Source organism: Flavobacterium piscis, assembly GCF_001686925.1.
GTDB classification, from domain to species: Bacteria; Bacteroidota; Bacteroidia; order Flavobacteriales; family Flavobacteriaceae; genus Flavobacterium; species Flavobacterium piscis.
The window spans coordinates 1-23243 of sequence record NZ_LVEN01000042.1 but is presented as its reverse complement, the minus strand read 5'-3'; the positions used below and the strand labels follow the sequence as shown (position 1 = coordinate 23243).

At 31.6% G+C, this 23243-nt stretch carries 23 protein-coding genes and 1 tRNA gene; 9 read left to right on the top strand and 15 right to left on the bottom strand.

Features of this window, described 5'->3' with window-relative positions; genetic code table 11:
- Positions 1–106 precede the first annotated feature (106 nt).
- The gene (locus FLP_RS17415) at positions 107–1249 is read right to left on the bottom strand and encodes an acyl-CoA dehydrogenase (protein ID WP_065450806.1); all 1143 of its coding nucleotides are present in this window, start codon (positions 1247–1249) and stop codon (positions 107–109) included.
- A gap of 485 nt (positions 1250–1734) precedes the next feature.
- Here FLP_RS17415 and FLP_RS17410 point away from each other — a divergent pair, with 485 nt between their 5' ends.
- The 3 genes from FLP_RS17410 (at position 1735) to FLP_RS25565 (ending at position 4894) form a co-directional block, all read left to right on the top strand.
- Positions 1735–2310, top strand: a complete 576-nt coding sequence (locus FLP_RS17410) for a chalcone isomerase family protein (RefSeq protein WP_065450805.1) — start codon at positions 1735–1737, stop codon at positions 2308–2310.
- Between the two features lie 146 nt (positions 2311–2456).
- Positions 2457–3683 carry a Glu/Leu/Phe/Val dehydrogenase dimerization domain-containing protein gene (locus FLP_RS17405; RefSeq protein ID WP_065450804.1) on the top strand — a complete coding sequence of 409 codons (1227 nt, stop codon included), beginning with the start codon at positions 2457–2459 and terminating at the stop codon, positions 3681–3683.
- Between the two features lie 308 nt (positions 3684–3991).
- Complete coding sequence (locus FLP_RS25565; protein WP_065450802.1) at positions 3992–4894, top strand: hypothetical protein; 903 nt, start codon at positions 3992–3994, stop codon at positions 4892–4894.
- Positions 4895–5407: 513 nt separating this feature from the next.
- Here FLP_RS25565 and FLP_RS17390 read toward each other — a convergent pair.
- On the bottom strand, positions 5408–5803 hold the full coding sequence (locus FLP_RS17390; protein ID WP_026983008.1) for an ExbD/TolR family protein: 396 nt from the start codon (positions 5801–5803) through the stop codon (positions 5408–5410).
- Between the two features lie 3 nt (positions 5804–5806).
- The gene (locus tag FLP_RS17385; protein ID WP_065450801.1) at positions 5807–6499 is read right to left on the bottom strand and encodes a MotA/TolQ/ExbB proton channel family protein; all 693 of its coding nucleotides are present in this window, start codon (positions 6497–6499) and stop codon (positions 5807–5809) included.
- Between the two features lie 131 nt (positions 6500–6630).
- Here FLP_RS17385 and FLP_RS17380 point away from each other — a divergent pair, with 131 nt between their 5' ends.
- On the top strand, positions 6631–7857 hold the full coding sequence (locus tag FLP_RS17380) for a bifunctional folylpolyglutamate synthase/dihydrofolate synthase (protein ID WP_065450800.1): 1227 nt from the start codon (positions 6631–6633) through the stop codon (positions 7855–7857).
- A gap of 178 nt (positions 7858–8035) precedes the next feature.
- Positions 8036–8110 (top strand) — tRNA-Val (locus FLP_RS17375).
- Positions 8111–8399: 289 nt separating this feature from the next.
- Here the strand turns inward: FLP_RS17375 and FLP_RS17370 are convergent.
- The 3 genes from FLP_RS17370 to FLP_RS17360 all read right to left on the bottom strand — a co-directional run bounded on the left by FLP_RS17370 (position 8400) and on the right by FLP_RS17360 (position 10356).
- The gene (locus tag FLP_RS17370; protein ID WP_065450799.1) at positions 8400–8864 is read right to left on the bottom strand and encodes a hypothetical protein; all 465 of its coding nucleotides are present in this window, start codon (positions 8862–8864) and stop codon (positions 8400–8402) included.
- A gap of 106 nt (positions 8865–8970) precedes the next feature.
- A complete protein-coding gene (locus FLP_RS17365) occupies positions 8971–9495 on the bottom strand; it encodes a hypothetical protein (RefSeq protein ID WP_065450798.1) in 525 nt (174 codons plus the stop codon).
- Between the two features lie 336 nt (positions 9496–9831).
- Positions 9832–10356, bottom strand: coding sequence for a GNAT family N-acetyltransferase (locus FLP_RS17360; RefSeq protein ID WP_165606693.1), 525 nt, complete (start codon positions 10354–10356; stop codon positions 9832–9834).
- Positions 10357–10673: 317 nt separating this feature from the next.
- Between FLP_RS17360 and FLP_RS17355 the strand changes: the two genes are divergently transcribed.
- From FLP_RS17355 to FLP_RS17340, 4 genes are read left to right on the top strand one after another with little or no spacing between them, the layout of a single operon-like run.
- Positions 10674–11393: a hypothetical protein gene (locus FLP_RS17355; RefSeq protein ID WP_065450796.1), complete on the top strand. Its 720-nt coding sequence runs from the start codon at positions 10674–10676 to the stop codon at positions 11391–11393.
- Between the two features lie 18 nt (positions 11394–11411).
- The gene (locus FLP_RS17350; RefSeq protein WP_065450795.1) at positions 11412–14168 is read left to right on the top strand and encodes a TonB-dependent receptor; all 2757 of its coding nucleotides are present in this window, start codon (positions 11412–11414) and stop codon (positions 14166–14168) included.
- Positions 14169–14174: 6 nt separating this feature from the next.
- Positions 14175–15407: a DUF4249 domain-containing protein gene (locus tag FLP_RS17345; RefSeq protein WP_065450794.1), complete on the top strand. Its 1233-nt coding sequence runs from the start codon at positions 14175–14177 to the stop codon at positions 15405–15407.
- Entirely contained in the window at positions 15395–17131 is a 1737-nt protein-coding gene (locus tag FLP_RS17340) for a hypothetical protein (RefSeq protein ID WP_065451174.1), read from the top strand. The genes FLP_RS17345 and FLP_RS17340 overlap by 13 nt, the downstream gene beginning before the upstream one ends.
- Before the next feature lie 93 nt (positions 17132–17224).
- Here FLP_RS17340 and FLP_RS17335 read toward each other — a convergent pair whose 3' ends face one another.
- From FLP_RS17335 to FLP_RS25650, 9 genes are all read right to left on the bottom strand, one after another.
- Positions 17225–17962, bottom strand: coding sequence for an SDR family NAD(P)-dependent oxidoreductase (locus tag FLP_RS17335; RefSeq protein WP_065450793.1), 738 nt, complete (start codon positions 17960–17962; stop codon positions 17225–17227).
- A 77-nt stretch (positions 17963–18039) separates the two neighbouring features.
- Positions 18040–18609, bottom strand: a complete 570-nt coding sequence (locus FLP_RS17330; RefSeq protein ID WP_065450792.1) for a Crp/Fnr family transcriptional regulator — start codon at positions 18607–18609, stop codon at positions 18040–18042.
- A gap of 68 nt (positions 18610–18677) precedes the next feature.
- Positions 18678–19001 (bottom strand): MazG-like protein, encoded by a 324-nt coding sequence (locus FLP_RS17325; RefSeq protein WP_065450791.1) that lies wholly within the window; start codon positions 18999–19001, stop codon positions 18678–18680.
- 3 nt (positions 19002–19004) lie between these two features.
- Positions 19005–19919: a helix-turn-helix domain-containing protein gene (locus FLP_RS17320; RefSeq protein WP_065450790.1), complete on the bottom strand. Its 915-nt coding sequence runs from the start codon at positions 19917–19919 to the stop codon at positions 19005–19007.
- Between the two features lie 3 nt (positions 19920–19922).
- The gene (locus FLP_RS17315) at positions 19923–20264 is read right to left on the bottom strand and encodes a hypothetical protein (RefSeq protein WP_065450789.1); all 342 of its coding nucleotides are present in this window, start codon (positions 20262–20264) and stop codon (positions 19923–19925) included.
- Between the two features lie 14 nt (positions 20265–20278).
- Entirely contained in the window at positions 20279–21085 is an 807-nt protein-coding gene (locus FLP_RS17310; RefSeq protein WP_065450788.1) for an SDR family oxidoreductase, read from the bottom strand.
- Positions 21086–21270: 185 nt separating this feature from the next.
- Positions 21271–22041, bottom strand: a complete 771-nt coding sequence (lpxA, locus tag FLP_RS17305) for an acyl-ACP--UDP-N-acetylglucosamine O-acyltransferase (RefSeq protein WP_065450787.1) — start codon at positions 22039–22041, stop codon at positions 21271–21273.
- Between the two features lie 64 nt (positions 22042–22105).
- Positions 22106–22432, bottom strand: a complete 327-nt coding sequence (locus FLP_RS25655) for a Crp/Fnr family transcriptional regulator (RefSeq protein ID WP_207797851.1) — start codon at positions 22430–22432, stop codon at positions 22106–22108.
- Between the two features lie 16 nt (positions 22433–22448).
- Entirely contained in the window at positions 22449–22667 is a 219-nt protein-coding gene (locus tag FLP_RS25650) for a cyclic nucleotide-binding domain-containing protein (RefSeq protein ID WP_207797850.1), read from the bottom strand.
- Between the last annotated feature and the right edge of the window lie 576 nt (positions 22668–23243).

The following is a 23243-nucleotide window of genomic DNA, read 5'->3' as shown; positions in this document are numbered from 1 at the left end:
TTTAAAAAATATAATGTTCTGAAAAGTAAAAAAAATATCTATAAAAAAACCCTTTCGATGCTAAAAAAGCTGAAAGGGTATTTTTTATATAAAAACGAATTTCTATTTATCCTGCAATTACAGATCTTGAAATTACAATTTTCTGGATTTCAGAAGTTCCTTCGTAGATCTGAGTAATTTTTGCATCGCGCATAAAACGCTCTACATGGTATTCTTTTACATAACCATTTCCTCCGTGAATCTGAACTGCTTCAACCGCAGTATCCATCGCTACTTGCGACGCAAACAATTTTGCCATTGCTCCACTTACATCGTAGTTTTTATGCTGGTCTTTGTCCCAAGCTGCTTTCATACATAAATGACGCGCTGCTTCTATATTCACCGCCATATCGGCCAATTTAAAAGCAATTGCCTGATGGTTACAAATTTCAGTTCCAAAAGCTTTACGTTCTCTCGAATATTTTAAAGCCAACTCATAAGCTCCGGAAGCGATTCCTAAAGCCTGAGACGCAATTCCGATACGTCCGCCTGCAAGGGTCTTCATCGCAAATTTGAATCCGAAACCATCTTCTCCTATTCTGTTTTCTTTAGGAACTTTTACATCACTAAACATTAAAGAGTGTGTATCAGAACCACGAATTCCCATTTTTTGTTCTTTTGGTCCGATAGAAAAACCCGGCATATCTTTGGTCATGATCAAAGCATTAATTCCTTTGTGTTTTAATTCAGGATGCGTTTGAGCAATTACCAAATAAACTGATGCTGTATTTCCGTTTGTAATCCAGTTTTTTGTTCCGTTTACAATATAGTGATCTCCCATATCTACCGCAGTCGTTTTTTGCGAAGTGGCATCACTTCCCGCTTCCGGCTCACTTAAGCAAAATGCTCCGTGAATTTCTCCAGATGCTAAACCCGGTAAATATTTTTGTTTTTGTTCTTCGGTTCCGTATTCCTGCAACCCCCAACAAACTAATGAATTGTTTACAGACATCACTACAGAAGCTGATGCATCGACTTTAGAAATTTCCTCCATAGCAATTACATATGAAATCGCATCCAGACCGCTGCCTCCGTATTTAGGATCAACCATCATTCCCATGAAACCTAGTTGTCCCATTTTTTTTACTTGCTCAGTCGGAAAAATTTGTTTTTCGTCACGTTCAATAACGCCTGGTAACAATTCGTTTTGAGCAAAATCTCTGGCAGCTTGCTGAATCATTAAATGTTCTTCGGTCAGATTGAAATCCATAGTTCTATTGTTTTATTATTTCCCCTAAACCAAATCTTTAATTATTTCGTTTAGCTGATGGTTATTTTTGTTTTTTGAATTGTTTTATTTCCTTAAAAAGGGCTCTCAAAGATAATTTTTAAATGTGGAATTAACAATGCGCGCATATAAAATTAATAGATACGCAACAATTACGATATCGTTTTCGTTATAATTATGAATTTTAGCAATACAGAGGAAAAGTTTGCAATGTTTTCTGCAAATTTTAAGAATATAATTAGAGCTAAAAACAGGTAACGGATGAATCTTTACTTAATTTACAAGAGCAAAAAGTTTAAACAAATCATAAAACGGGTAAAACTACGTAAAACAAGTCTTACTAATTTGATTATTAATTAAATACGACAAAAAACTTAAACCCTTCAAGAAAAAAAACTAATAAATAAACGACCTATAATTGATAAATTAGCATTATTTTTGCCTAAAAATTATAAAATTGACAGAACATGAAAAAGATTTTACTTTTACTTACACTTCTTTTAAGCATACCATTTTCTACAGTTTCTGCCCAAACTCAATTAGAAGTAAACGGCGTTACAGTTCCAAGAAAAATTGAATTTCAAAACAAAACTTTACAACTTAACGGAGCGGGAGGAAGATCTAAAATGTGGCTCGAAGTTTATGTTCAGGCATTGTATTTATCGCAATTAAGCCAAGACCCTCAATTTATTATTGACAGCGATACTGAGATGGCCATTCGAATTGAAATTACATCATCTATGGTTTCTTCAAACAAATTGACGAAAGCAATGAATACTGGTTTCGAAAAATCTGCAGGAAGTAATCTTGAAGAATTGCGACCAAGAATAGAGGATTTTAAAAAACTATTAAGCGATGTGATTAAAGAAAAAGATGTTTTTGTTTTAGGTTACAATCCGCTTGATCAAACTATCAATGTTTATAAAAATGAAGTTTTGAAAGGAAAAGTTCCCGGATTCGATTTCAAAAAAGCATTGTTCGGAATCTGGCTTTCTAATAAACCAGTAGACGAAACGCTGAAAAAACATTTATTAGGAATATAATAATTCTACTAAAATTCACAGAATACTAAAGCCGAAAACGCATTGTTTTCGGCTTTCTTTTTTTTGTTTGTTAAAATTGCAACAGAATACATTATTCGCATTATTCTATTTTATACTTTTACGCAAACTAAACATATCTCAACAAAATGAAAGATTTATTACAGCAATTTGAAAATAAAGAGCCTGAAATTGTTTTTAACTGGAAAGATTCTGAAACTGAAGCTGAAGGTTGGACTGTTATTAATTCACTTCGCGGAGGAGCCGCTGGTGGAGGAACAAGAATGAGAAAAGGCTTGGATATGAATGAAGTTTTATCATTGGCAAAAACAATGGAAGTGAAATTTTCAGTTTCTGGTCCTGCTATTGGAGGTGCTAAATCCGGAATTAATTTTGACCCAAATGATCCTCGTAAAAAAGGTGTTTTGCAACGTTGGTACAAAGCTGTTTCTCCTTTATTAAAAAGTTATTACGGAACCGGTGGAGATTTGAATGTGGATGAAATTCACGAAGTAATACCTATGACAGAAGAATGTGGTGTATGGCACCCACAAGAAGGTGTTTTTAATGGCCATTTTAAACCAACTGAAGCTGATAAAATTAATAGAATTGGCCAATTACGCCAAGGTGTAATTAAGGTAATCGAAAATCCTAAATTCTCTCCGGATGTAACCAGAAAATATACAGTAGCAGATATGATTACTGGTTTTGGAGTTGCAGAAGCAGTTCGTCATTTTTATGCCACTTACGGAGGTGATATAAAAGGTAAAAAAGCAATCGTTCAAGGTTTTGGAAACGTAGGTTCTGCTGCTGCTTTTTATCTTGCAGAAATGGGCGCAAAAGTGATCGGAATTATTGATCGTGACGGAGGATTGATTAAAGAAGAGGGTTTTTCTTTTGATGAAATTAAAACTTTATTCCTTAATAAAGATGGAAACAAATTAGTTGCCGACAATATGATTCCGTTTGAAGAAATCAACTCAAAAATATGGACAATTGGTGCTGAAATTTTCACCCCTTGCGCTGCTTCAAGACTGGTACAACAAACACAAATCGATAGTTTAATCGCAAACGGATTAGAAGTGATTTCTTGTGGTGCGAATGTTCCTTTTGCTGACAAGGAAATCTTCTTTGGATCTATTATGGAAGAAGTAGATCATAAAGTAAGTTTGATTCCGGATTTTATTTCGAACTGCGGAATGGCAAGAGTTTTTGCTTATTTTATGGAGAAGAAAGTACAAATGACAGATGAGGCTATTTTTAATGATACGTCTGAAATTATAAAAAATGCGATTGTAAAAGCTCACGCTTTGAATCCATCAAAAACAAATATTAGTGCAACTGCTTTTGAAATTGCATTGAAACAATTAGTATAATTTTCTTTATACTTTTATTTTAAAACGAGCTAAATTATTTTGCTCGTTTTTTTTATGCCACAGATTATTAAGATTAAAAAGATTTTCAAGCTGTGTAATAAAGTTTTCTCGCAGATTTGGCAGATTGAGCAGATTTTTTCTTTTGAAGAATCAATAAATAATATATTTTTAAAAATTGATCTGCTCAATCTGCCAAATCTGCGAGAGAAAACAACTCATTACAAAATAGCTGCAGCTCTTTGATTCTAAACAATTTTTAGTACTTTTAAACGTTTTTATTATATACTATTACAAAACTCAGAATCAAAATGACTTTTACGGATTCTTCAGATAAAAAGAAATCTCTACTAATATCTACAGCTATTTATGCTGTTTTGTTGTTGCTTTTATTTTTCATTCGTTTTTGGCCTCCTTATAATCCGGAGAACAATGCGGCGCTTGCTTCAGGCGGTGGCGGTGGTGGCGTGACGGTTAATTTTGGCGATAGTGATTTAGGATCCGGAGCGAATTATAAAAGTGAAGTTTTAAACGTAAAAAACAACGTAAAACAAGCTCCTGCAAAAGCTACTCCAGACGAAGCAATCATTACGCAAGAGAATACAAAAGACGATGTTAATGACGTAATAATTCCGGCAAAAGAAAAACCTAAAAAAGCTACTCCAGTTGTAAAACCGGAAGCTAAACCTGTTCCTGAGAAACCAAAAGTTTCGAACTCTACCAATGATGCTTTGTCCAGTATTTTAAAAGGATCTAACAAAGGTGGCGATGGTGATGATAAAGCAGCAGGAAATAAAGGAAAAAGTAACGGAAGTTTAGGCTCTAACGGATATTATGGCGCCGGAGGTTCTGGTGGTGGGACTGGCGGCGGAAACGGTACCGGAAATGGAGTTGGTACTGGAAGCGGTTACGGAGCCGGAAGCGGCGGAGGAACTGGCGGTGGATCAGGATATTCTTTAGGAACCAGAAAGGCATTGTCGAAACCTGCACCAAAATATACTTGTAATGAAGAAGGAAGAGTTGTCGTTGAAATCACGGTAGATCAAAACGGAAAAACAATTAGCGCAACTCCAGGAATAAAAGGCACTACAAATACAGCAAGATGCTTACTTGATCAGGCTAAAATTGCCGCTATGAACACGAAATGGGAAGCTGATAATAATGCAGCAGCCAAACAGGTTGGTAAGATTATTTATAATTTTAGTTTGGATTAAGAGAAACACGAATTACACTGATTTTTACTAATTCAATAAAAATAAAAAAGGCTTTCTGAAATATTTCAGAAAGCCTTTTTTATTCGCTTTTTTGTCAATTTCAAGTAACGAAACCCGAGCAATAGCGAACAGACGAATTAAATCTCCGCAAAGTAACAACAATCTTTGTCGAACATCTTTGTCGAGCTACTAGTGCGATCCTTCCTCCGTCAGGATTGACAAGATTGTGTGAGATTGCTTCGTTCCTCGCAATGACAAACTCTATGGTTACTTATTCTTTATTCTATCCTTTTTATTCTATACTCTTTACTCTTTACTCTTTACTCTTTACTCTTTACTCTTTACTCTTTACTCTTTACTCTTTACTCTTTACTCTTTACTCTTTTTCTGCGTGAGGGATAGGAGCTATCCGCCGCGGCGGAGCGGATAGCCCAACCGGAATAAAAAAATGGGCGAATCAACGTTATGCTGATTGGCCCATTTTTTTATTGTGGTCACGCCCAAATGATCATTTTACTTGGGACTTGTTGCAATTACAAACTTTAAATTGTTCTTCACTCCTATTTGCAATACGTCGACTAAATCCTGTACTTGCAGATTGAACGGAATTCGAACGACAACAGTTTGTTCTTTGTCTGCCCCTATTTTTGACATTAAACTGGTTTCGAGATTCTCGAAATCTACGGGTTCTTTGTCGATGTAGAATTTTTTATCTTCGGTAACTGATAAACTGATCAGCTGTTTGTTTGTTTTTTCATTTGATTTCGCTTTTGGCAAAGTCATTTTTATAACATTAGGGTTTGCAAGTGTTGAGATAATAAGGAAAAACAACAGCAGGAAAAACATAATATCACTTAATGATGAAGTCGCCACTTCGGCATGAAATCTTCTTTTTCTCTTAATAGACATACCTTATGCTCTTTGAATTATATTGACAAATTCTAATATTTGTTTTTGGATTTTTAAAGCAAAATCATCAATTTTTCCGTTTAATAAATGGTAAGCGCTATAGGCAATAATACCTACAATAAGTCCGGAACCTGAACTGATCATTTTTTCGTATAAACCTCCGGAAATATTTCCGATACTAATATTTTCTGTTACGGAGATGCTGTAGAATATTTTGATAACTCCTGAAATTGTTCCGATAAATCCTAATGTTGGTGCAATACCGGCGATAAGTCCCAGGTGACCTAAACGTCGTTCCATTTCGCCAATTTCGATATCGGCGGCACGATCCATGTTTGATTCTATTTCAGCAATTGGTCTTCCGATTACGAGAACTCCTTCTTTTAATATATTTCCGGCTGCGGTATTGCTTCTTTCTACAATTGTTCTGGCCAATTCGATATTACCGGCATTTAGTTTGTCTCCCACATCCTGCATTAATCTTGCATCGATTTTAGAAGCTTTACTGATATAGAGATAACGCTCTATAATAACGTAAAATGTATAGAATAATAATAAGGCGATCGGGATTAGGAAAAAACCTCCTTTTAAGATAAATCCTAAAACTGAGATTTCGGTATTTGGTGCAATTTTTTCGATAACTACGTTTGATGCGTTTGCAATGGTGTCTGTTTGTAATTGAATAAAACTAAACATATATTAATTCTGGTTTTTAATAATTAATTCTAAAAAATATTTGAAATTTGCAATAAAGATAATTTTCGCTGTAATATAAAACTAAAAAAAACGAAAATTATTTCAATCGACAACTATTTTATCCAAAATACATGAACTATCAGGAAACTACGAATTGGATGTTTAATCAACTCCCGATGTATCAACTTCAGGGCGCTTCGGCATATAAAGAAGATTTGACGAATATTAAACTATTGGTCGATCATCTTGATAACCCACAAAACAGGTTAAAATGCATTCATGTTGCGGGAACGAATGGTAAGGGATCGACCTCGCACATGCTGGCTTCGGTTTTGCAGGAAGCGGGATATAAAGTGGGCTTGTATACTTCGCCGCACTTAAAAGATTTCAGGGAGAGAATTAAAATAAATGGTGAAGAGATATCCGAAGATTTTGTTTGTGAATTTGTAGCGAAACACAAAGACTTTTTTGAAGCGAATGATATGAGTTTTTTCGAAATGTCGGTTGGTTTGGCTTTTGATTATTTTGCCTCAGAAAAAGTAGATATCGCTATTATCGAGGTTGGTCTTGGAGGAAGATTGGACGCTACGAATATTATCACGCCTTTGGTTTCGGTTATTACAAACATCGATTTAGATCATACTCAATTTTTAGGAAATACTCCGGCAGCAATTGCTGGTGAAAAGGCAGGAATTATTAAACCAAATGTTCCTGTTGTTATTGGTGAATATACGAATGAAACTCAGCCTGTATTTTTAGCTAAAGCCGAAGAAAACAAAGCACCGATTTATTTTGCTTCTGATTTAATTTCGCAAGTTTTTCCGTCGGATTTAATTGGGGATTATCAATTTCGCAATAAAAAAACCGTTCAGCAAACTATTGCAGTTTTAAACTCTCAAAATGAATTTAAGGTTTCTGATGAAAATTTAAAATTTGGTTTATCGAAAGTGGTAAAAAATACGGGCTTACAAGGAAGATGGCAGCAATTGGGAGAAAACCCTAAAATTATTTGCGACACGGCACATAACAAACACGGACTGACTGTTGTCATGAATCAGATCCAGAACGAAACTTTTGACAAGCTTCATATTGTTCTTGGTGTTGTAAATGATAAAGATTTAGATGCTATTTTACCTCTTTTTCCTAAAAATGCGCGATATTATTTCTGCCGACCTAATTCGTCGAGAGGTTTAGCTACTGAAATATTAAAAGAAGCGGCTAAAAAATATGATTTAATTGGTGCAAAATATGATTCTGTTGCCGAAGCTTTCGATTCAGCAAGGCAAAATGCGGCGCAAAATGATTTTATCTATGTTGGCGGAAGCACTTTTGTTGTTGCCGAATTGCCATTAAACTAACGGAATTTTAAATTGAAAGAAAAAGACTAAAAAAAGTTCTTTTATAATAAATTCAATTACAACGAGATAGAAAAAACTTTAAAAAAACTTTAAATTTTTAGCGGGTTTTGTTTGCAGAACTGAAAAAGTGCCTTATATTTGCACTCGCAATCACAAACGATAGCAACCTAGTAAAATAGGGCGATTAGCTCAGCTGGTTCAGAGCACCTCGTTTACACCGAGGGGGTCGGGGGTTCGAACCCCTCATCGCCCACAAAGAAACTCCTTAAGAAATTAAGGAGTTTTTTTTTATTTTTATTTCTTCAATGTTATTTAATCCTAATCAATCCCAAAACCTTTGGGAGTAAAAAAAAATTACTGAAAAGAACGCTAAGTTTTTTTTCTCTTAACTTTTATAAAAGGCAAAGTTCGCAAAGTTTTGTATTGATTTAATATTGTGAATTCTGTGATTTCTAAAGAATTTTTAGACAAAAGTCTCTGTGTTTCTCTGCGGTAAAAAATAATTATTGAGTCTTTAAGCATTGATCCGAAATACACTGTTATTATCTCTTCTCTTTTTGACTAATTTCACTTTTTATAGCATCATTCTGTTTTAATGTATCCTTTTCTTTATTGACGATTTCATTATCCCTAATTGTATCATTATCAATTACTGCTGTTTCTCCATCTATTACTGCTTTTCCCATACAACTTGTCAAAGAAAAAAGAAGACTCAGTGAAAACAAAGCCATTTTTTTAATTGGTTTAATCTTAATTCTACTAAATCTATTTCTCAAATTATCATATTTGCTACTATCGTAGTTCTTAATTTGATTAGAGTTAAAATGCCCGCAAACACTTTCATTTTTGGAGTTTTCAATCAAATAATTTCTTATTTCAGAATTCTCCATTTTAGTAAAATCAATTACGGTTTTACTACAAGAATTACAGAATCTACCCTCTTTATTTGGTAGCATTGAATTCCAGTTTTGATTGCAGGGTTTTAGTATAATAATTTGATTTTCCATTTGATTTAAAAATTATTAATTTTTGCTTTTCGTTAACTTCTTTACGCCAGACAAATATAATGCCGTAATAAATGAACTCTTAAAATTGGAAAATATTTACTCTTCACTATAAACTCTGAATACTCTTTATGGTAATTCCGGCAAAGCAATCGTCGACACAACCTTTTTCGACGTACCCACAGGTTGATATCAAACCATCATTTTTTGCTTCAAAATAATTCGTTACATTTTTTCTCTTAACCAACCATTCGTTTTTGGCTTTAGTGTAGATTTCGTCTAACGTTAAAGCGTCAGCAGCATTTGAATTTTGATGACCATTTATTTCACTTTCATTCTCTGTCCATTCTAATTGTTCTGCCGGAATATTGGCTGGATTACCTAAATATTTAAAATTTCTAGACACTATTTTCCCGTTTGAGACTGTAATTGTAGTTTGCCAACCATAAGTCGCAAACACAGAACCTCCGGCAACGACATATTTATATGAATTGTTTGAAGATCCTTTAAAATTTAACCATGTAGCCTGACTACTTTGAAAATCGTTTTTATAACTCAAATCATCATCCGAAGAACAGGAAATTATTAAACTACTAATGAATAATAACGCCATGCAGTAAATTTTGTTTTTCATAATTTATGTTTTTTAATGTTACATCCTAATTTGTAATCTCTCTTATGCATATAAATCATACTCCACTCTTTTTGCTATAGGGCAATTTCTTTTTCGTACAATTTTAAATTAAAGTTAAAACGTAATAAGTTTGCTAAAGCCTACTTTCTACTTTTGTTTAAAAGCTAAAATAGCCAAATAAAAAGACTTTCTATTATCTACCTCCAATACATTTTTATCCTATTTTACCTAAAACCAATAATTTAATTGTAAAAATTATAAAATCTAATGAATAACTATATAATTACAGGAGGGTCTGGAGCTGGCAAAACCGAATTAAAAATAACGAAGATTTAATTATGTCGTATACTTTCGGAATTCTATAATATAGAGATCAGTTGTATCATTTTTTTTCTGTTTATAGGTACGAAAAGGAATAAAACCAAATTTTTCAGGAATTTTCACACTTCTATAATTCTTTTGATCTACAGGATAAATGATATAATTAAGTTTAAAATTTTGTTCTATAAAATCAATTAGAGCATTTATTATTTCTGCTCCAAGTCCTAAACTTTGAGATTCCTTTCTTAACCATAATCCAAGTTCAACAGATTCTTTATTAATATTATGTATTCCACAGCAACCTATGAATTCTCTTTTTAAATTAAGAACCACAAAAACAATATCAGTTTTTTGAATTAAATTTTTCTTTGCACTCTCTACAAAATTTACAATTTCCTTTCTATCCCTATTTGGATTAAAGGGCATGTATATTGTTATTTCCGGAGTGAAGTTTGTATTGATATCATCAATATATTTTTCATCAATTGGCTCAAGAATTAATCGATTTGTATTTATTACTATATTTGATGTGAACTCCATTAGAAATATCATTTATTTTACCAACATAAGAACCTGAAGATCATAACTAGAATTATCCAAATTGTATTTTTATCAAATAGCTTTATGGACTTCAATGTTTTTTATTTTATTATCTTCAAATCCAAATTTAATACCTGTTGTGATGTTTTAAAAAAAACTCTTTGTTTTTATTTTATTTTTCACTTTTGTTAAAATTTTAAACATCATATATTATATTTTTAATTTTATATAACAAGTTTAAAAATATTTATAGGTTTTTTCTAATATTTTTTAATATTTTTGAAAACCAAAACCACAACCTTTAAATATTTAATCTTTTGAAAAAACTTCAAAAAGAACTTCTTTTTATAATTCTATTTGGATTATTACTAAATACTTCGCAAATTTTCGGCCAAAATAATAATGAAGTTTTAACTTATAATTGGTTTGACAAAAATTTTGGTAAAGAATCTCTGGATTTCAATAATGGGAACGGACATTTAAATTTTGATCAAACCATAAATGATCATCATCGTTATTATAAAACTGACGAATTTAAAAATGGTAATATTATTTATGAAGGTCAAAGCTACTTTAATCTAGACTTAAAATATGATCTGTTTAATGATCAGCTAGTAATTAGACCTTATATCGAATCACCTTATATACAAATCAATCTTCTTAAAGAAAAAGTTGACTCTTTTAAAATTGATAATGAAAAATTCATCAATTTAAAGCAAACATCTACCAACTTCAAATCTGGTTATTATGAAGAAGTCATAATTGGAAATAATGCTGTCTTATATATAAAATACAATAAGGAGAAAAATGATGTCATAAGAGGCTATTCTGTTTTCATTGATTATAAATCTCATTCTGATTATTTACTATTAAAAGATAATAAATTCACCTTGATTAATGATAAAACAGAACTTATTAAATTATATCCGAATCAAAAAAGAAAAATAAATGATTTCTTTCTAATGAATAAGGATTTAAGAAAGACAAATCAGGTATTATTTATGAAAAATCTAATACAATACATTAACAATTTTTAATTCCTAGAAACTAATTAAATGAGAATTTTTACTATTATTTTACTTTTTTTGGGTTTAAATCAGTTATTGTATTCACAAGATTCAAAACCAACTCTTAGTCTTAATTACAGCAACATTAACCAAATTGAAGTTTTAAAAAAAATTGAAGCTTCGACAAATTATAAATTTTACTTTCAGGAAGAGTGGTTTGATAATACTGTTTTAATTTCTGGCAGCTTCCAAAATAAAACAATAGACGAAATATTGTTTAAGATCTTCAAGGACACTGATCTTAATTTTTTTGTTGATAAAAATAAAATCATTTTTACTAAAAATAGTGTTATTTACAATAAATATCCTGTAAAAAACACGGTTGATTCGAGAAGTATACAAACTCCTGTATTCTTTCAACAATATGATTCAGTTAGTAAAAATGTACCAAATGCAAAAGATAATCAGATTGCATTAATTGGTAAAGAGCAAGTAGAAGAAACTGAAGTAGATTTTTATACTTTATCTGGTACTATTACAGACATGAAGGACAATAAACCTCTTACTGATGTTACCGTAAAAGTAAAAAACACAAAAATCACTGCGACAACTAATGCTTCGGGTTTTTATAGTTTAAAACTTCCTACCGGTATAAATACTATTGAAATTGAATCTTTAATTTATAAAAACACTTCGAGAAAAATAATGATTTACAGCAATGGAACTTTAGATTTTTCGATTATCGAAAAAATAAACCAGCTGGATGAAGTTGTAGTAAAAGGCAAAAACAGCCAAAATATTAGAACCGCAATTACAGGAGTTACAACACTAGAAGCAGAAGGTTTAAAAAATATTCCGGTTGTTCTTGGCGAACGTGACATTTTAAAAATCGCGCTAACAATTCCAGGAATAAAAACAGCTGGAGAAGGTTCATCAGGATTTAGTGTTCGAGGAGGAAAAGAAGATCAAAATCTAGTTCTTTTAGACAATGCAACTATTTATAATCCTACTCACTTATTTGGATTTTTTTCCTCCATTAATCCTTATACTATCAACAAAGTCGATATTTACAAAGGAGGTATTCCAACTGAATTTGGAGGAAGACTATCCTCTGTATTTGACATCACTTCTAAAAATGGAAATGTAGACAAAATCTCCGGAGAAGGTGGAATTGGACCTGTAACGAGTAATTTAACCGCTTCAATTCCTGTTGTAAAAGGAAAAGCAAGTTTATTGGTTGGAGGAAGAGCCACTTATTCTGACTGGATTCTTAAATCATTAGATGACGAAAATCTTAAAAATAGCAAGGCTTCTTTTTATGATTTATTTGCAAAATACAATCATAAAATCAATCAAAACAATTCAGTCGAAGGAACTGTCTATTATAGCAAAGACGCTTATAATATAACCCCTGATTCTTTATATAAATACAGCAACAGACTTATTTCTTTGAAGTGGAAGCATAATTTCAGCGAAAAAACGAACAGTGAATTAAATGTAACTAACAGTGAATATAATTTTAATATTAATTACAATTCAGCTAATCCGGAGTCTTTTATTTTCAAATATAAGATAGACGAAACTCAGGCTAGTCTAAAATTTAATACTTCATACAACGCAAAGCATAAATTTACTTACGGAATTCAAACTAAACTTTACAAGGTTAATCCTGGAGAAATGACACCAAACGGATCGTCTTCTTTGATCAATCCAATAAAAGTTGACGACGAAAAAGGATTAGAATCTGGAGTATATTTCTCAGATAAATTTCAAATTACCGAGAAATTATTACTTGATGTTGGCGCAAGATATTCATTGTATGCCGCTTTAGGAAAATCAACTCAAAAAATATATCAGGAAGGTGTGCCTATGACTCCGTCTACAGTTATTGAAGAGAAAAATTATGGTAATAATGAAGTCATAAATACTTCAGGAGGTTTCGAGCCCAGAATTGGATTACGTTATATCTTTGATCCGTCATTTTTTATTAAAGCTGGTTTCGATAAAAACTTTCAATATATCCACTTATTATCAAACAATTCTACTCAGGCTCCAACAGATACCTGGAAATTATCTGATTTAAACGTAAAACCAGAAAGTGGAATACAATACTCATTAGGTCTCTTTAAAAAATTAGAGAACAATGATATCGAGTTAAGTTTAGAAGGATATTATAAAACATCCAAAAATATTTTAGATTATAAGGTTGGTGCAAATATTATATTAAACCAGGATTTAGAAACCGAATTACTTCAAGGAGACGGAAAAGCTTATGGAGTAGAATTTTTATTAAAGAAGCCAAACGGTAAGCTTAATGGATGGATTGGTTACACTTATGCAAGGACTTTTATAAGATTGGACAGTAAGTTTAATGATGAAAAAGTAAATAATGGAGACTTTTTTCCTGCAAATTTTGACAAACCCCACGATGTTAGCATTGTGATGAATTATAAATTTACTCATAGATATAGTTTTTCATCTAATTTTGTATATCAAACAGGAAGACCAGTAACTTACCCTATTGGTAAATATAATTTTAATGGGGCAGAATATACATTGTATAGCGACCGAAACAAATACAGAATACCGGATTACTACAGACTGGACATTGGCTTAAACATTGAAGGAAATCATAAAATAAAAAAATTAGCACATAGTTTTTGGAATATTTCAATTTATAATGTGTTAGGACGAAATAATCCATACTCTGTTTTTTTTGTAACAGAAGACGGAAAAATCAAAGCCTACAAAACGTCAATTTTTGCAGTTCCAATACCAACTATCACTTATAATTTTAAATTTTAAAAAGTTATGAAAAAAATCTTACACTATAGATTTCTTATAACGATACTGCTGGCATCAGTTTTTGGATGCACAACTCCATATAACTATCAGGCAAATGGTTTTGAAGATGTTATTGTTATTGCAGCAACCATCACGAATGAATACAAGTTTCAGGAAATAAAAATATCAAGAACATACACTCTGGAAGAAAGTGCTCCTAAATTTGAAACTGAAGCTGTTGTATATGTGACCGATGACGCAAACAATAGATATGAATTTGAAGAAGGTGACACCTCATATGTTTCTGCAACACAATTTCAGGCAAGTCCGGAAAGACAATATCAATTACATGTACTGACCAAAAATGGAAAATCATATGTTTCTAGTACTGAAAAATTAACTACTCAAACGCCACTTGAAAGCGTTGAGGCCAAAGCAGTAACCAGAAATAATATTTTGGGTGTAGAAATAACTGCAAATAGTACCGACCCAACAAATACATCTAAGTATTACAGATACGAATACGAAGAAACATCTAAAATTGTGGCTCCAAAATGGTTTCCCTCGAAGGCTGTTGCCAATATGTTTCCTGCAGGATCTAATCCCAAAGGTGAAATCATTTTTGAGCAAAGAACTACAGAGGCCAGAGTTTGTTTCTCAAGTCAAAAATCGAACACTATACTTTTAACAAGTACGAATAATTTATCTGCAGACCAGGTGATAAATTTTCCTGTGAGATTTATTAGCAGTGAAGATAATTATATTAGAAACAGGTATAGTATTCTTGTAAAACAATATGTTCAAAGCCTTGCTTCATATACATACTACGAAACATTAAAAAGCATATCAAGTTCCGGAAGTCTGCTCTCACAAACACAACCGGGTTTTTTCTCCGGAAACATTAAATCTGTTGATAATCCGCGCGAAAAGGTAATTGGCTTTTTTGATGTAAGTTCATATTCAGAAAAAAGACTGTTTTTTAATTTTATAGATATTTTCCCAAAAGAAAAAATTCCGGAATATCAGTATCATTGCCCTGATGAAAGTCAAATTATTAAAGAAGCACCTGACCTGTACTTTTATACCTATTGCTTTCCTGACAATGCTGTTTGCAGAGGCGAAGAAATTCTTGATCTCATTCGTACAAACAGCAAAGTTTACTACCCGAGTAAACCAACAGTCTATATATTGTATCCTGTTCCATGTGGGGATTGCTCCATTTTTTCATCAAATATAAAACCATCATTTTGGATAGATTAAAACACATATTAGTCATAACGTTATTATTGATTTGTAAGCAAATAAGCTTTGCTCAAAATAATAATTCTTCAGTTGAACTGAACGAAATTGATACAAATCTTAACGAAATTGTTTATATAAGTACTAATAGTAATTCATTTTTAACTGGAGAAACTTTACTATATAACATTTCCTGCCTAAATAAATCAACAAATTTACCCACCGAGTATAGCAAGGTTGCATATTTTAAACTTATCGACAGCAATAAAAAAACAATTGCGACACAAAAAATATTTCTTAAAAACGGAACTGGAAATGGTGATTTTTTTATTCCTACCACTTTAGAAACTGGTACTTATAAAATAGTAGGATATACTAACTGGATCCTCAATAAAAATATTGATTATTATTTTATCACTGATATTTATATAGTGAATCCTTATAAAGAAAATATTGTAACAACAAAAAGTCAAAATGAAGCAGCAATTTCAGAACCGATAATTGACACCAATATTTCATTTCATTTTGATAATAAGATAGTAGCGAATCGTCAGAAAGTTGAAGTAAGCATTAAAACTTCTGATGACGATTTCTTAAAAGGAAACTATACAATATCTGTTAGAAAATCAGATGGTTTTTCGATTCAAAATAAAGCGTTATTTAACGATTATAAATTAGTCAATCAAAACAAAATTTCGAACAGTATTATTCCTTCTTCTGATTTTGTTCTTCCGGAATTGCGAGGAGAAATTATTAAGGGAAGAATAAAATCTAATTTTGGAGAAATAAATAACAAGAAAGTAGCTTTATCGATTGTTGGAAAAAATTACGATTTAAAAATAGCTAAAACAGATGAGCAAGGTCGATTTACTTTTAATTTAGAAAGATCAAATACAAACCCCAATGTTGTAATTCAGTTACTTGGAGAAAATAAAGAAAATTATAGTATCGAAATTGACGAAACTAAGGAAACGGACTTTTCTACATTAGTATTTCCTGCTCTTCAATTAAATTCAGACTCCAATAAAAACATTACCGAAAGATTGATTTCAAGTCAAATAGAAAACGCATATTACAACATAAAAAAAGACAGCACAATTACTACTGATAAATTTGCTCCATTTTTTGGCACTTCAACTACAGAGTATAAATTTGATGACTTCACCAGATTTCCAACAATGGAAGAAACCATTACTGAAATTATAACTGGTGTCGTTTTTAGAAAAGAGAAAGATAAATATAGCTTAATGATTTACGATCATGATAAAAATTTCAACTCAACATTACCTCCTTTAGTTGTTGTTGACGGATTGATACTTGAAAATTTGAATGATTTTTTTACATACAATCCTAGAAATCTCTATAGTGTAAATGTTGTAAAAAGTCTTTACTACTATGGAGCAAAGTCATTTAACGGATTACTTTTTTTTACAACAAAGAAAGGAGATTATGAAACAAAACTCGATGGAAGCTACATAATAAAACCACAGCTTTTAAGACCAGTAGCTAAAAAAGAATATTTTCAACCTGATTATACTCAAGAAAAAAACACAAGAATTCCTGACTACAGACATCAACTTTTATGGCTGCCAAATACTGATTTAAGTACAATTAATTCAAATATTCAGTTTTATACATCAGATGTTTCTGGTAAATTTGAAGTAATTTTAGAAGGCTTTTCAGTAACAGGAAAGTCTGTTTATATAAAAGAATTTATTGATGTAAAAAGTACAGATTCGAACTAAAAAACAGTAAGACTAATACATTTTTCATCAAAAATATATTATTAAAGTACAGATTCAAACTTCATTTGAATCTGTACTTTAATTTTGAAATTTCTACCAAGGGCTAACTTCTGATTCATCTTCTATATCATTACTGAAAAATTGTCCTGTAGGCGCATTTTCATCTGTAAAAGTATGTTTGATAATAAAAGCCGCAGCACTTTCTACTGAACCCGGACCACTATGATGATTAAAATCTGTAGCTGTATAACCCGGATCAATTGCATTTACTTTAAAAGGTAATTCTCTCAACTCGTATGCCAGTGCAATAGTGTAAGCGTTCAAAGCTGCTTTTGAAGTAACATAACTCGCTGCTTTAAAATTATAATATTTCCAGGTAGGATCACTATGTAAAGTTAGAGATCCTAGTCCCGATGTAATATTACTTATTCTTGGACTTTTTGATTTTTTAAGCAATTCTAAAAATGCTTGCGTAACACTAATGACACCAAAAAAATTTGTATCAAATACATTTTGAATATCTTTAATCGATGTATTAAGAGCACTTTGAGGAAACTCCCCGCTTATTCCTGCGTTGTTTATCAGAATATCTAGTTTACCTTTTTCACTTTCTACAATGTTTTTGGCTGCTAAAATGGTATCCGGATTGGTAACATCAATTTGAATGGCTTTAATATTTTCAAAACCATTTTTGTTTAATTCGTTTACCACTACTTGTCCTTTTTCAAGATCGCGAGTCCCTAAATAAACGAATAATCCTTTTTTAGAAAACTGTTTTACCAGTTCTAAACCAATGCTTCTATTTGCTCCTGTAATTAATACTGAATTCATTTTTTCTTGTTTTAAATTATTGAAGCAAAGTTCACTCCTTTAAAAATAAAATCATTTGCCATTTGGCAAAAAGCAATTTAACTTATATTTTTTCTTATTCTGCTTAATGAGGATTGAGTAACACCTAAATAAGAGGCAACATAAGATAACGGAACACGATTGACAACATTTGGATAGATTTCTAAAAATTTCAAATAACGTGTGGTCGCATCTTCTGAAATCTGCGGACTTCTTCTTTCTACTTTTTGCATTAACGCTCTGGAAATAAGTTTATGCACTATTGCATCCCATCCCACGATAGTATTAGAAAGTTCTTTCCAGTCTTTTTTAGAAAAAATCATCATAGTGGTATCTGTGATTGCCTGCACATAAGCTGTTGAAGGAATTTCATTTTCAAAACTTTCCAAATCTACTACAAGATTATTTTCGTCAATAAAATATTTCGTAATTTCTTCTCCCTTATTATTATAATAACAAACCCTTACAATACCATTTAACACAAAGCCTACTTGCTGTGCAACTTTTCCGGCTTCAGAAAAATATTCCTCTTTTTTTAATTCTAATGCTGTCGCTTTACTTAAAACCAAGTCAATTTGTTGGGAATTTAAATTCCCAAATTGCAATATATATTCTATAAATTCTTTCATAGTGGCAAGTTAGTCAAAGTTATTATTAAGGAATTTGTCATTTGGCAAAAAAGCCAAAATCGCAAATATTATTTTTCAAACAAATTTTCGGTTTTACTTAAAAACTCTTCTGTTGCTTCTTCGATATTTATATTCATCCTTTCGGCTAAAATGGTAAGCCACCAGATTGATTCGCCAATTTTATGTTTGAGCTCTTCTGCAGTATTCTCTTTTGGCCATCTCCCTTGTTGCGACATCACATAGCGACCTATTAAACCAGCATCTGTTAAAAAAGCCAGTGCATCTTCTTCCACAGTCCATTCGCTTTCGTGATGAATTCGCTCTAATTCATGATAACGTTGTCTTATTTTTAAAGAGCGTTCTTTTAATTGTTCGAAATTTAGTGAGGCCATAATTTAATTTTTATTGAATAATTCTTTAAATGCTATTGGACTTAACTGGGTCTTCTTCTTAAATAATTTATTGAACGATTGCGGATGTTCGAAGCCTAATTTATACCCAATTTCTGCAACTGAATGAGTCCCATTTGCAATATATTCTTTTGCTTTTTCAATTAATTTATCATGAATAAACTGCTGTGTATTTTGACCGCAAAGATTGCGTAACAAATCACTTAGATATCTGGGAGACAAATTCAATTGTTCTGCCAAAAACTGAACAGTCAGAACGCCTTGTGTCAATGTTTTTTCCTGATCAAAATAATCATTGATCAGGATTTCTAATTTAGAAAGCACATCATGATTCACTGCTTTGCGCGTAATAAACTGCCGATTATAAAAACGATTACTATAATTCAGTAAAAGTTCTATTTGAGATATAATTACATCCTGACTAAAGTTGTCTATTCGTTCATTAAGTTCATTCTGAATCGAAGCAAAAACACCTAAAATAGTTTCTTTTTCTTTCTCTGATAAATACAAAGCTTCTGAAGCCGAATAATTAAAAAACCCATATTTTTTAATAGCACTATTTAGGGAATAAGGACGAATAAAATCTGGATGAATATGCAACGACATTCCGCTATAATCAGCCTCTTCATTCTGCATTTTCAAAACTTGTCCCGGTGAAATGAAGGACATTCCTCCTTCTTCAAAATCATAAAAACCGTGACCATATCGTAGTTTTCCTTTAAAATGAGTTTTAAAAGAGATCTTATAAAAATCTAATATAATTCCCTGTTCAAAATCCTTAGGATCAAAAATGGCTTCACCATAATTTAAAATACTAATAAGCGGATGCATTGGATTTGGCTGACCCATTGCGCGATGAAGTTCAGATATAGTGCTAAATATTCTAGGCTGATTTTTCATTACTTATTTCGTTATAGAATGTTGACTTTTATACTTATTAGACAAATTTACAGAATGTTCTACTGGCGCAATATTCCAGCTTACTGTACTTTGATCAATAAGCTCATGCACGACAGAATCACTTAATTCCGCCATCAATTTGTGCATTGCAGTTGTGCCGTCTTCAGCGCTTTCCCACACCAAAAGATCGTACACAATACTCTTTTTCAATTCAAAAATACTTCTGGAAACAAATCCTTTTTGTTTTTTCAAAAATTCGTCAATCTCTTTATTAGCAGCAATAAATTGTGTTATCGTGCAATTATTTAATTTAAAGGTAGTCAGTTCTATAGCTTGATTTTTCATTTTTTATCTAAAATTCAAAAAGTAAACATGGTTTTAATATTTTGCACTTGATTTTCAATACCCGAATTTAATCGCTCATCATACAATTGGTTTGCATCATTACCTGCAACATATCTCAATTGATTTTTGCCATCTGTAGCCGATTGATAAACAATTTCAGCAATGTCTTCAACTTTAGTGTAATTGCTTATTTTTTCGGCACTGTAACCTTTACTTACTTCTGAAGTTAATTTTTCATAAGCCTCATGCTGTCCTAATTCCATAGAACGTACGGCAAAATCAGTTTGCATTCCTCCGGGAGCAATAATTTTTACCTGTATTCCAAACTGAGCGAGTTCATATGCCATACTTTCAGAAAAGCCATCGACAGCAAATTTTGTAGCACTGTAAATTGAACAAGTTGGAAATCCTATTAATCCAAAAGTCGAGGTAATGTTGATGAATATACCGCTTTTTCTTTCACGAAAGTGAGAAGTAAAAGCTTTGGAGATCCTGATAACACCAAGTAAATTTGTTGTTATTTGACGTTGAATTTGCTCGTCATTTAAAGATTCCAATACACCAATCAAACCATATCCTGCATTATTCATTACAACATCTACCAAATATAAATTGGTAACTTTTTCTATAGTCGAAGTAATTTGCTCCTGTTGTGTTACATCTAAAGGAAGTAGTATTACATCTTTTAATTTATTTAATTCTGTTTCTTTTTCAGGATTACGCATTGTGGCAATTACTCGCCAGCCTTTACTCTGAAATAATTTTGCGGTTGATTTTCCTAAACCTGATGACGCTCCTGTGATAAAAATTGTCTTTTGCATTTTTTTATTGTTTTAAAATTATAAGGCAAAAGTCTGAAGAAGTGTTATCTGAGATGTAGTCGTTTTGATTTTTCTATTAGCCAAAATGACAAAAGAATATGATTGATATTTTAATCTAAATAAAAGTAAAATAACTTTAGAAAATCTAACAAAAAAAGCTCCATTAAAAAAATAATGAAGTTTTTTTAATCTATCCCTTTTATAATTCCTCGGGTCGATTTTTTAATAAAAGTTACAATCTTATCGCGTTCTACAGTATGTGCAAAATTTTGTTCTATCAGTTTCAGCGCGTGAGTTGTATTTCGCTTTTCCTGAAAAATAACATGATAGATATTTCTTAGCTCATTAATTTTATCGACTCCAAAACCCCTTCTTTTTAGTCCAATTACATTTAAACCACAATAAGACAATGGTTCTCGTGATGCTAAAATATAAGGAGGAACATCTTTAACAATGCGGCTCATACCACCAATCATACAATGTTCGCCAATAATAGAGAACTGATGAATAGCGGTTAAGCCGCTAATATTCACCCAATCTCCAACAATTACCTCGCCTGCTATACCGACATTAAAACCAATAATACAATTATTGCCAATAGCACAATCGTGACCTATATGAGTATTTGCCATGATTAAATTGGCATCACCAATACTAGTTTTACCCTTTGATGCGGTTCCTTTATTTATGGTAACAAATTCTCTAATAATCGTATTGTTGCCAATCTCCAGAGAATTATATTCCCCTTTGTATTTTAAGTCTTGCGGATTCCCCCCAAAAATAGCTCCCGAGTGTATTTCACAATTTTCTCCAATCCTGGTACCATTCAAAATATTTACATTATTACCAATCCAGGTATTATCCCCAATTATAACATCATTTTCAATACTTGTAAAATTTCCAATATGAACATTCTTTCCAATTATAGCTTTGCGGCCAATCACACTATTTTTCAATTTCTATTATTTTGTGTAGAATACAAATATTAAAAAGAAACAAATACAATTTATTGATCTAAAATCAATTAATTTGGGCTCTAATCCTGCTTAAAGTTTCGGGACTTACACCTATTAGAGAAGCAATATCTTTTAATTTAGCTTTTAAAATAATCTGAGGCAATGTATTTAGTAGATACAAATATTTTTCCTGAGCGTTCATTGATGTAAAAAGATGATAAAACTCATTTAATTTAGAAAGATAAAGTCGAAGTAATTTAATATGAAACTTAGAAAATAAAGGATATTTTAATAAAATTTCTTCATCTTCATACGACAACGAATACAAAATTGTGTCCTCAGAAGCCTGAAAATTTTCAAAAGAAGGTTTCTGTTCAAAAAAACTACTCAAAGAAGTAACGAATTGATTATCGGTAAATCCATTTTATAATTTCTATTCCATCTTCAACACAAAATCGTCGTACTAAACCTGATTTTATAAAATAGATTTTAGAACATATTTTGTCTTCACTAACTATGAGTTCATTTTTTTGAAACTTTTCCTCGATAAAATATTTTCTTATCGCTTCTTCAGTTTCAAAATCCAATTCCTGAAAGCTATTTATTACATCTAATAATTTCGTCATAATTCAAATAATTGCTAAACAAATGTACCAATATAATCGAACAATGAATTCTAAAATTCATCACAACAGATTTCACAATTTTGAAATTACAAAACAAAAGATTTAAGGCATTATTTTCTCGTTACTACAAGCGTAAGACACAAAACTATTTTAAAAGCTAAAAAATAAAGCAAAACACCTTTATAAACAATCAAGTGTTTATGCGCATAGATAATAATTTTGGCGTTTCCCTCCGGGCCGGGCTGTCCGCTAAATCTTTTGCGAGAGAGATTGTAGTCTGCTTTGCCAGAAGTATAGTGTGTCGCAAAAGGATACCGCTACTATCCCTAACGCAGTTTACGGTAAAAAGGAAGTATTATTTTCAAAAGAAATTCCAACTTTTAAATCCCAAATTCCAATCCATAGAACCTCATAGTTTTTACTTTCAGAAGAGATCATGTAAATAAACTGTTATTTAACCTCAAAGAACGCAAGGGATTACGCAAAGTTTGCAACGAACAGCCTTTGCGACCTTAATAAAGACAGCAGTACAGACGATAAAAAAAACCTTTGCGCACTTTGCGGTAAATTTCACAA

Bases quoted from the DNA above. Each gene is read 5' to 3' on its own strand.
- FLP_RS17380 (WP_065450800.1), top strand. From the start codon at position 6,631: ATGAACTATCAGGAAACTACGAATTGGATGTTTAATCAACTCCCGATG.
- FLP_RS17415 (WP_065450806.1), bottom strand. From the start codon at position 1,249: ATGGATTTCAATCTGACCGAAGAACATTTAATGATTCAGCAAGCTGCC.
- FLP_RS17325 (WP_065450791.1), bottom strand. From the start codon at position 19,001: ATGGCCTCACTAAATTTCGAACAATTAAAAGAACGCTCTTTAAAAATA.
- FLP_RS17310 (WP_065450788.1), bottom strand. From the start codon at position 21,085: ATGCAAAAGACAATTTTTATCACAGGAGCGTCATCAGGTTTAGGAAAA.
- FLP_RS17410 (WP_065450805.1), top strand. From the start codon at position 1,735: ATGAAAAAGATTTTACTTTTACTTACACTTCTTTTAAGCATACCATTT.
- FLP_RS17370 (WP_065450799.1), bottom strand. From the start codon at position 8,864: ATGGAAAATCAAATTATTATACTAAAACCCTGCAATCAAAACTGGAAT.
- FLP_RS17350 (WP_065450795.1), top strand. From the start codon at position 11,412: ATGAGAATTTTTACTATTATTTTACTTTTTTTGGGTTTAAATCAGTTA.
- FLP_RS17335 (WP_065450793.1), bottom strand. From the start codon at position 17,962: ATGAATTCAGTATTAATTACAGGAGCAAATAGAAGCATTGGTTTAGAA.
- FLP_RS17405 (WP_065450804.1), top strand. From the start codon at position 2,457: ATGAAAGATTTATTACAGCAATTTGAAAATAAAGAGCCTGAAATTGTT.
- FLP_RS17385 (WP_065450801.1), bottom strand. From the start codon at position 6,499: ATGTTTAGTTTTATTCAATTACAAACAGACACCATTGCAAACGCATCA.
- FLP_RS25650 (WP_207797850.1), bottom strand. From the start codon at position 22,667: ATGACGAAATTATTAGATGTAATAAATAGCTTTCAGGAATTGGATTTT.
- FLP_RS17360 (WP_165606693.1), bottom strand. From the start codon at position 10,356: ATGGAGTTCACATCAAATATAGTAATAAATACAAATCGATTAATTCTT.
- FLP_RS17390 (WP_026983008.1), bottom strand. From the start codon at position 5,803: ATGTCTATTAAGAGAAAAAGAAGATTTCATGCCGAAGTGGCGACTTCA.
- FLP_RS17315 (WP_065450789.1), bottom strand. From the start codon at position 20,264: ATGAAAAATCAAGCTATAGAACTGACTACCTTTAAATTAAATAATTGC.
- FLP_RS17330 (WP_065450792.1), bottom strand. From the start codon at position 18,609: ATGAAAGAATTTATAGAATATATATTGCAATTTGGGAATTTAAATTCC.
- FLP_RS17320 (WP_065450790.1), bottom strand. From the start codon at position 19,919: ATGAAAAATCAGCCTAGAATATTTAGCACTATATCTGAACTTCATCGC.
- FLP_RS25565 (WP_065450802.1), top strand. From the start codon at position 3,992: ATGACTTTTACGGATTCTTCAGATAAAAAGAAATCTCTACTAATATCT.
- FLP_RS17345 (WP_065450794.1), top strand. From the start codon at position 14,175: ATGAAAAAAATCTTACACTATAGATTTCTTATAACGATACTGCTGGCA.
- FLP_RS17365 (WP_065450798.1), bottom strand. From the start codon at position 9,495: ATGAAAAACAAAATTTACTGCATGGCGTTATTATTCATTAGTAGTTTA.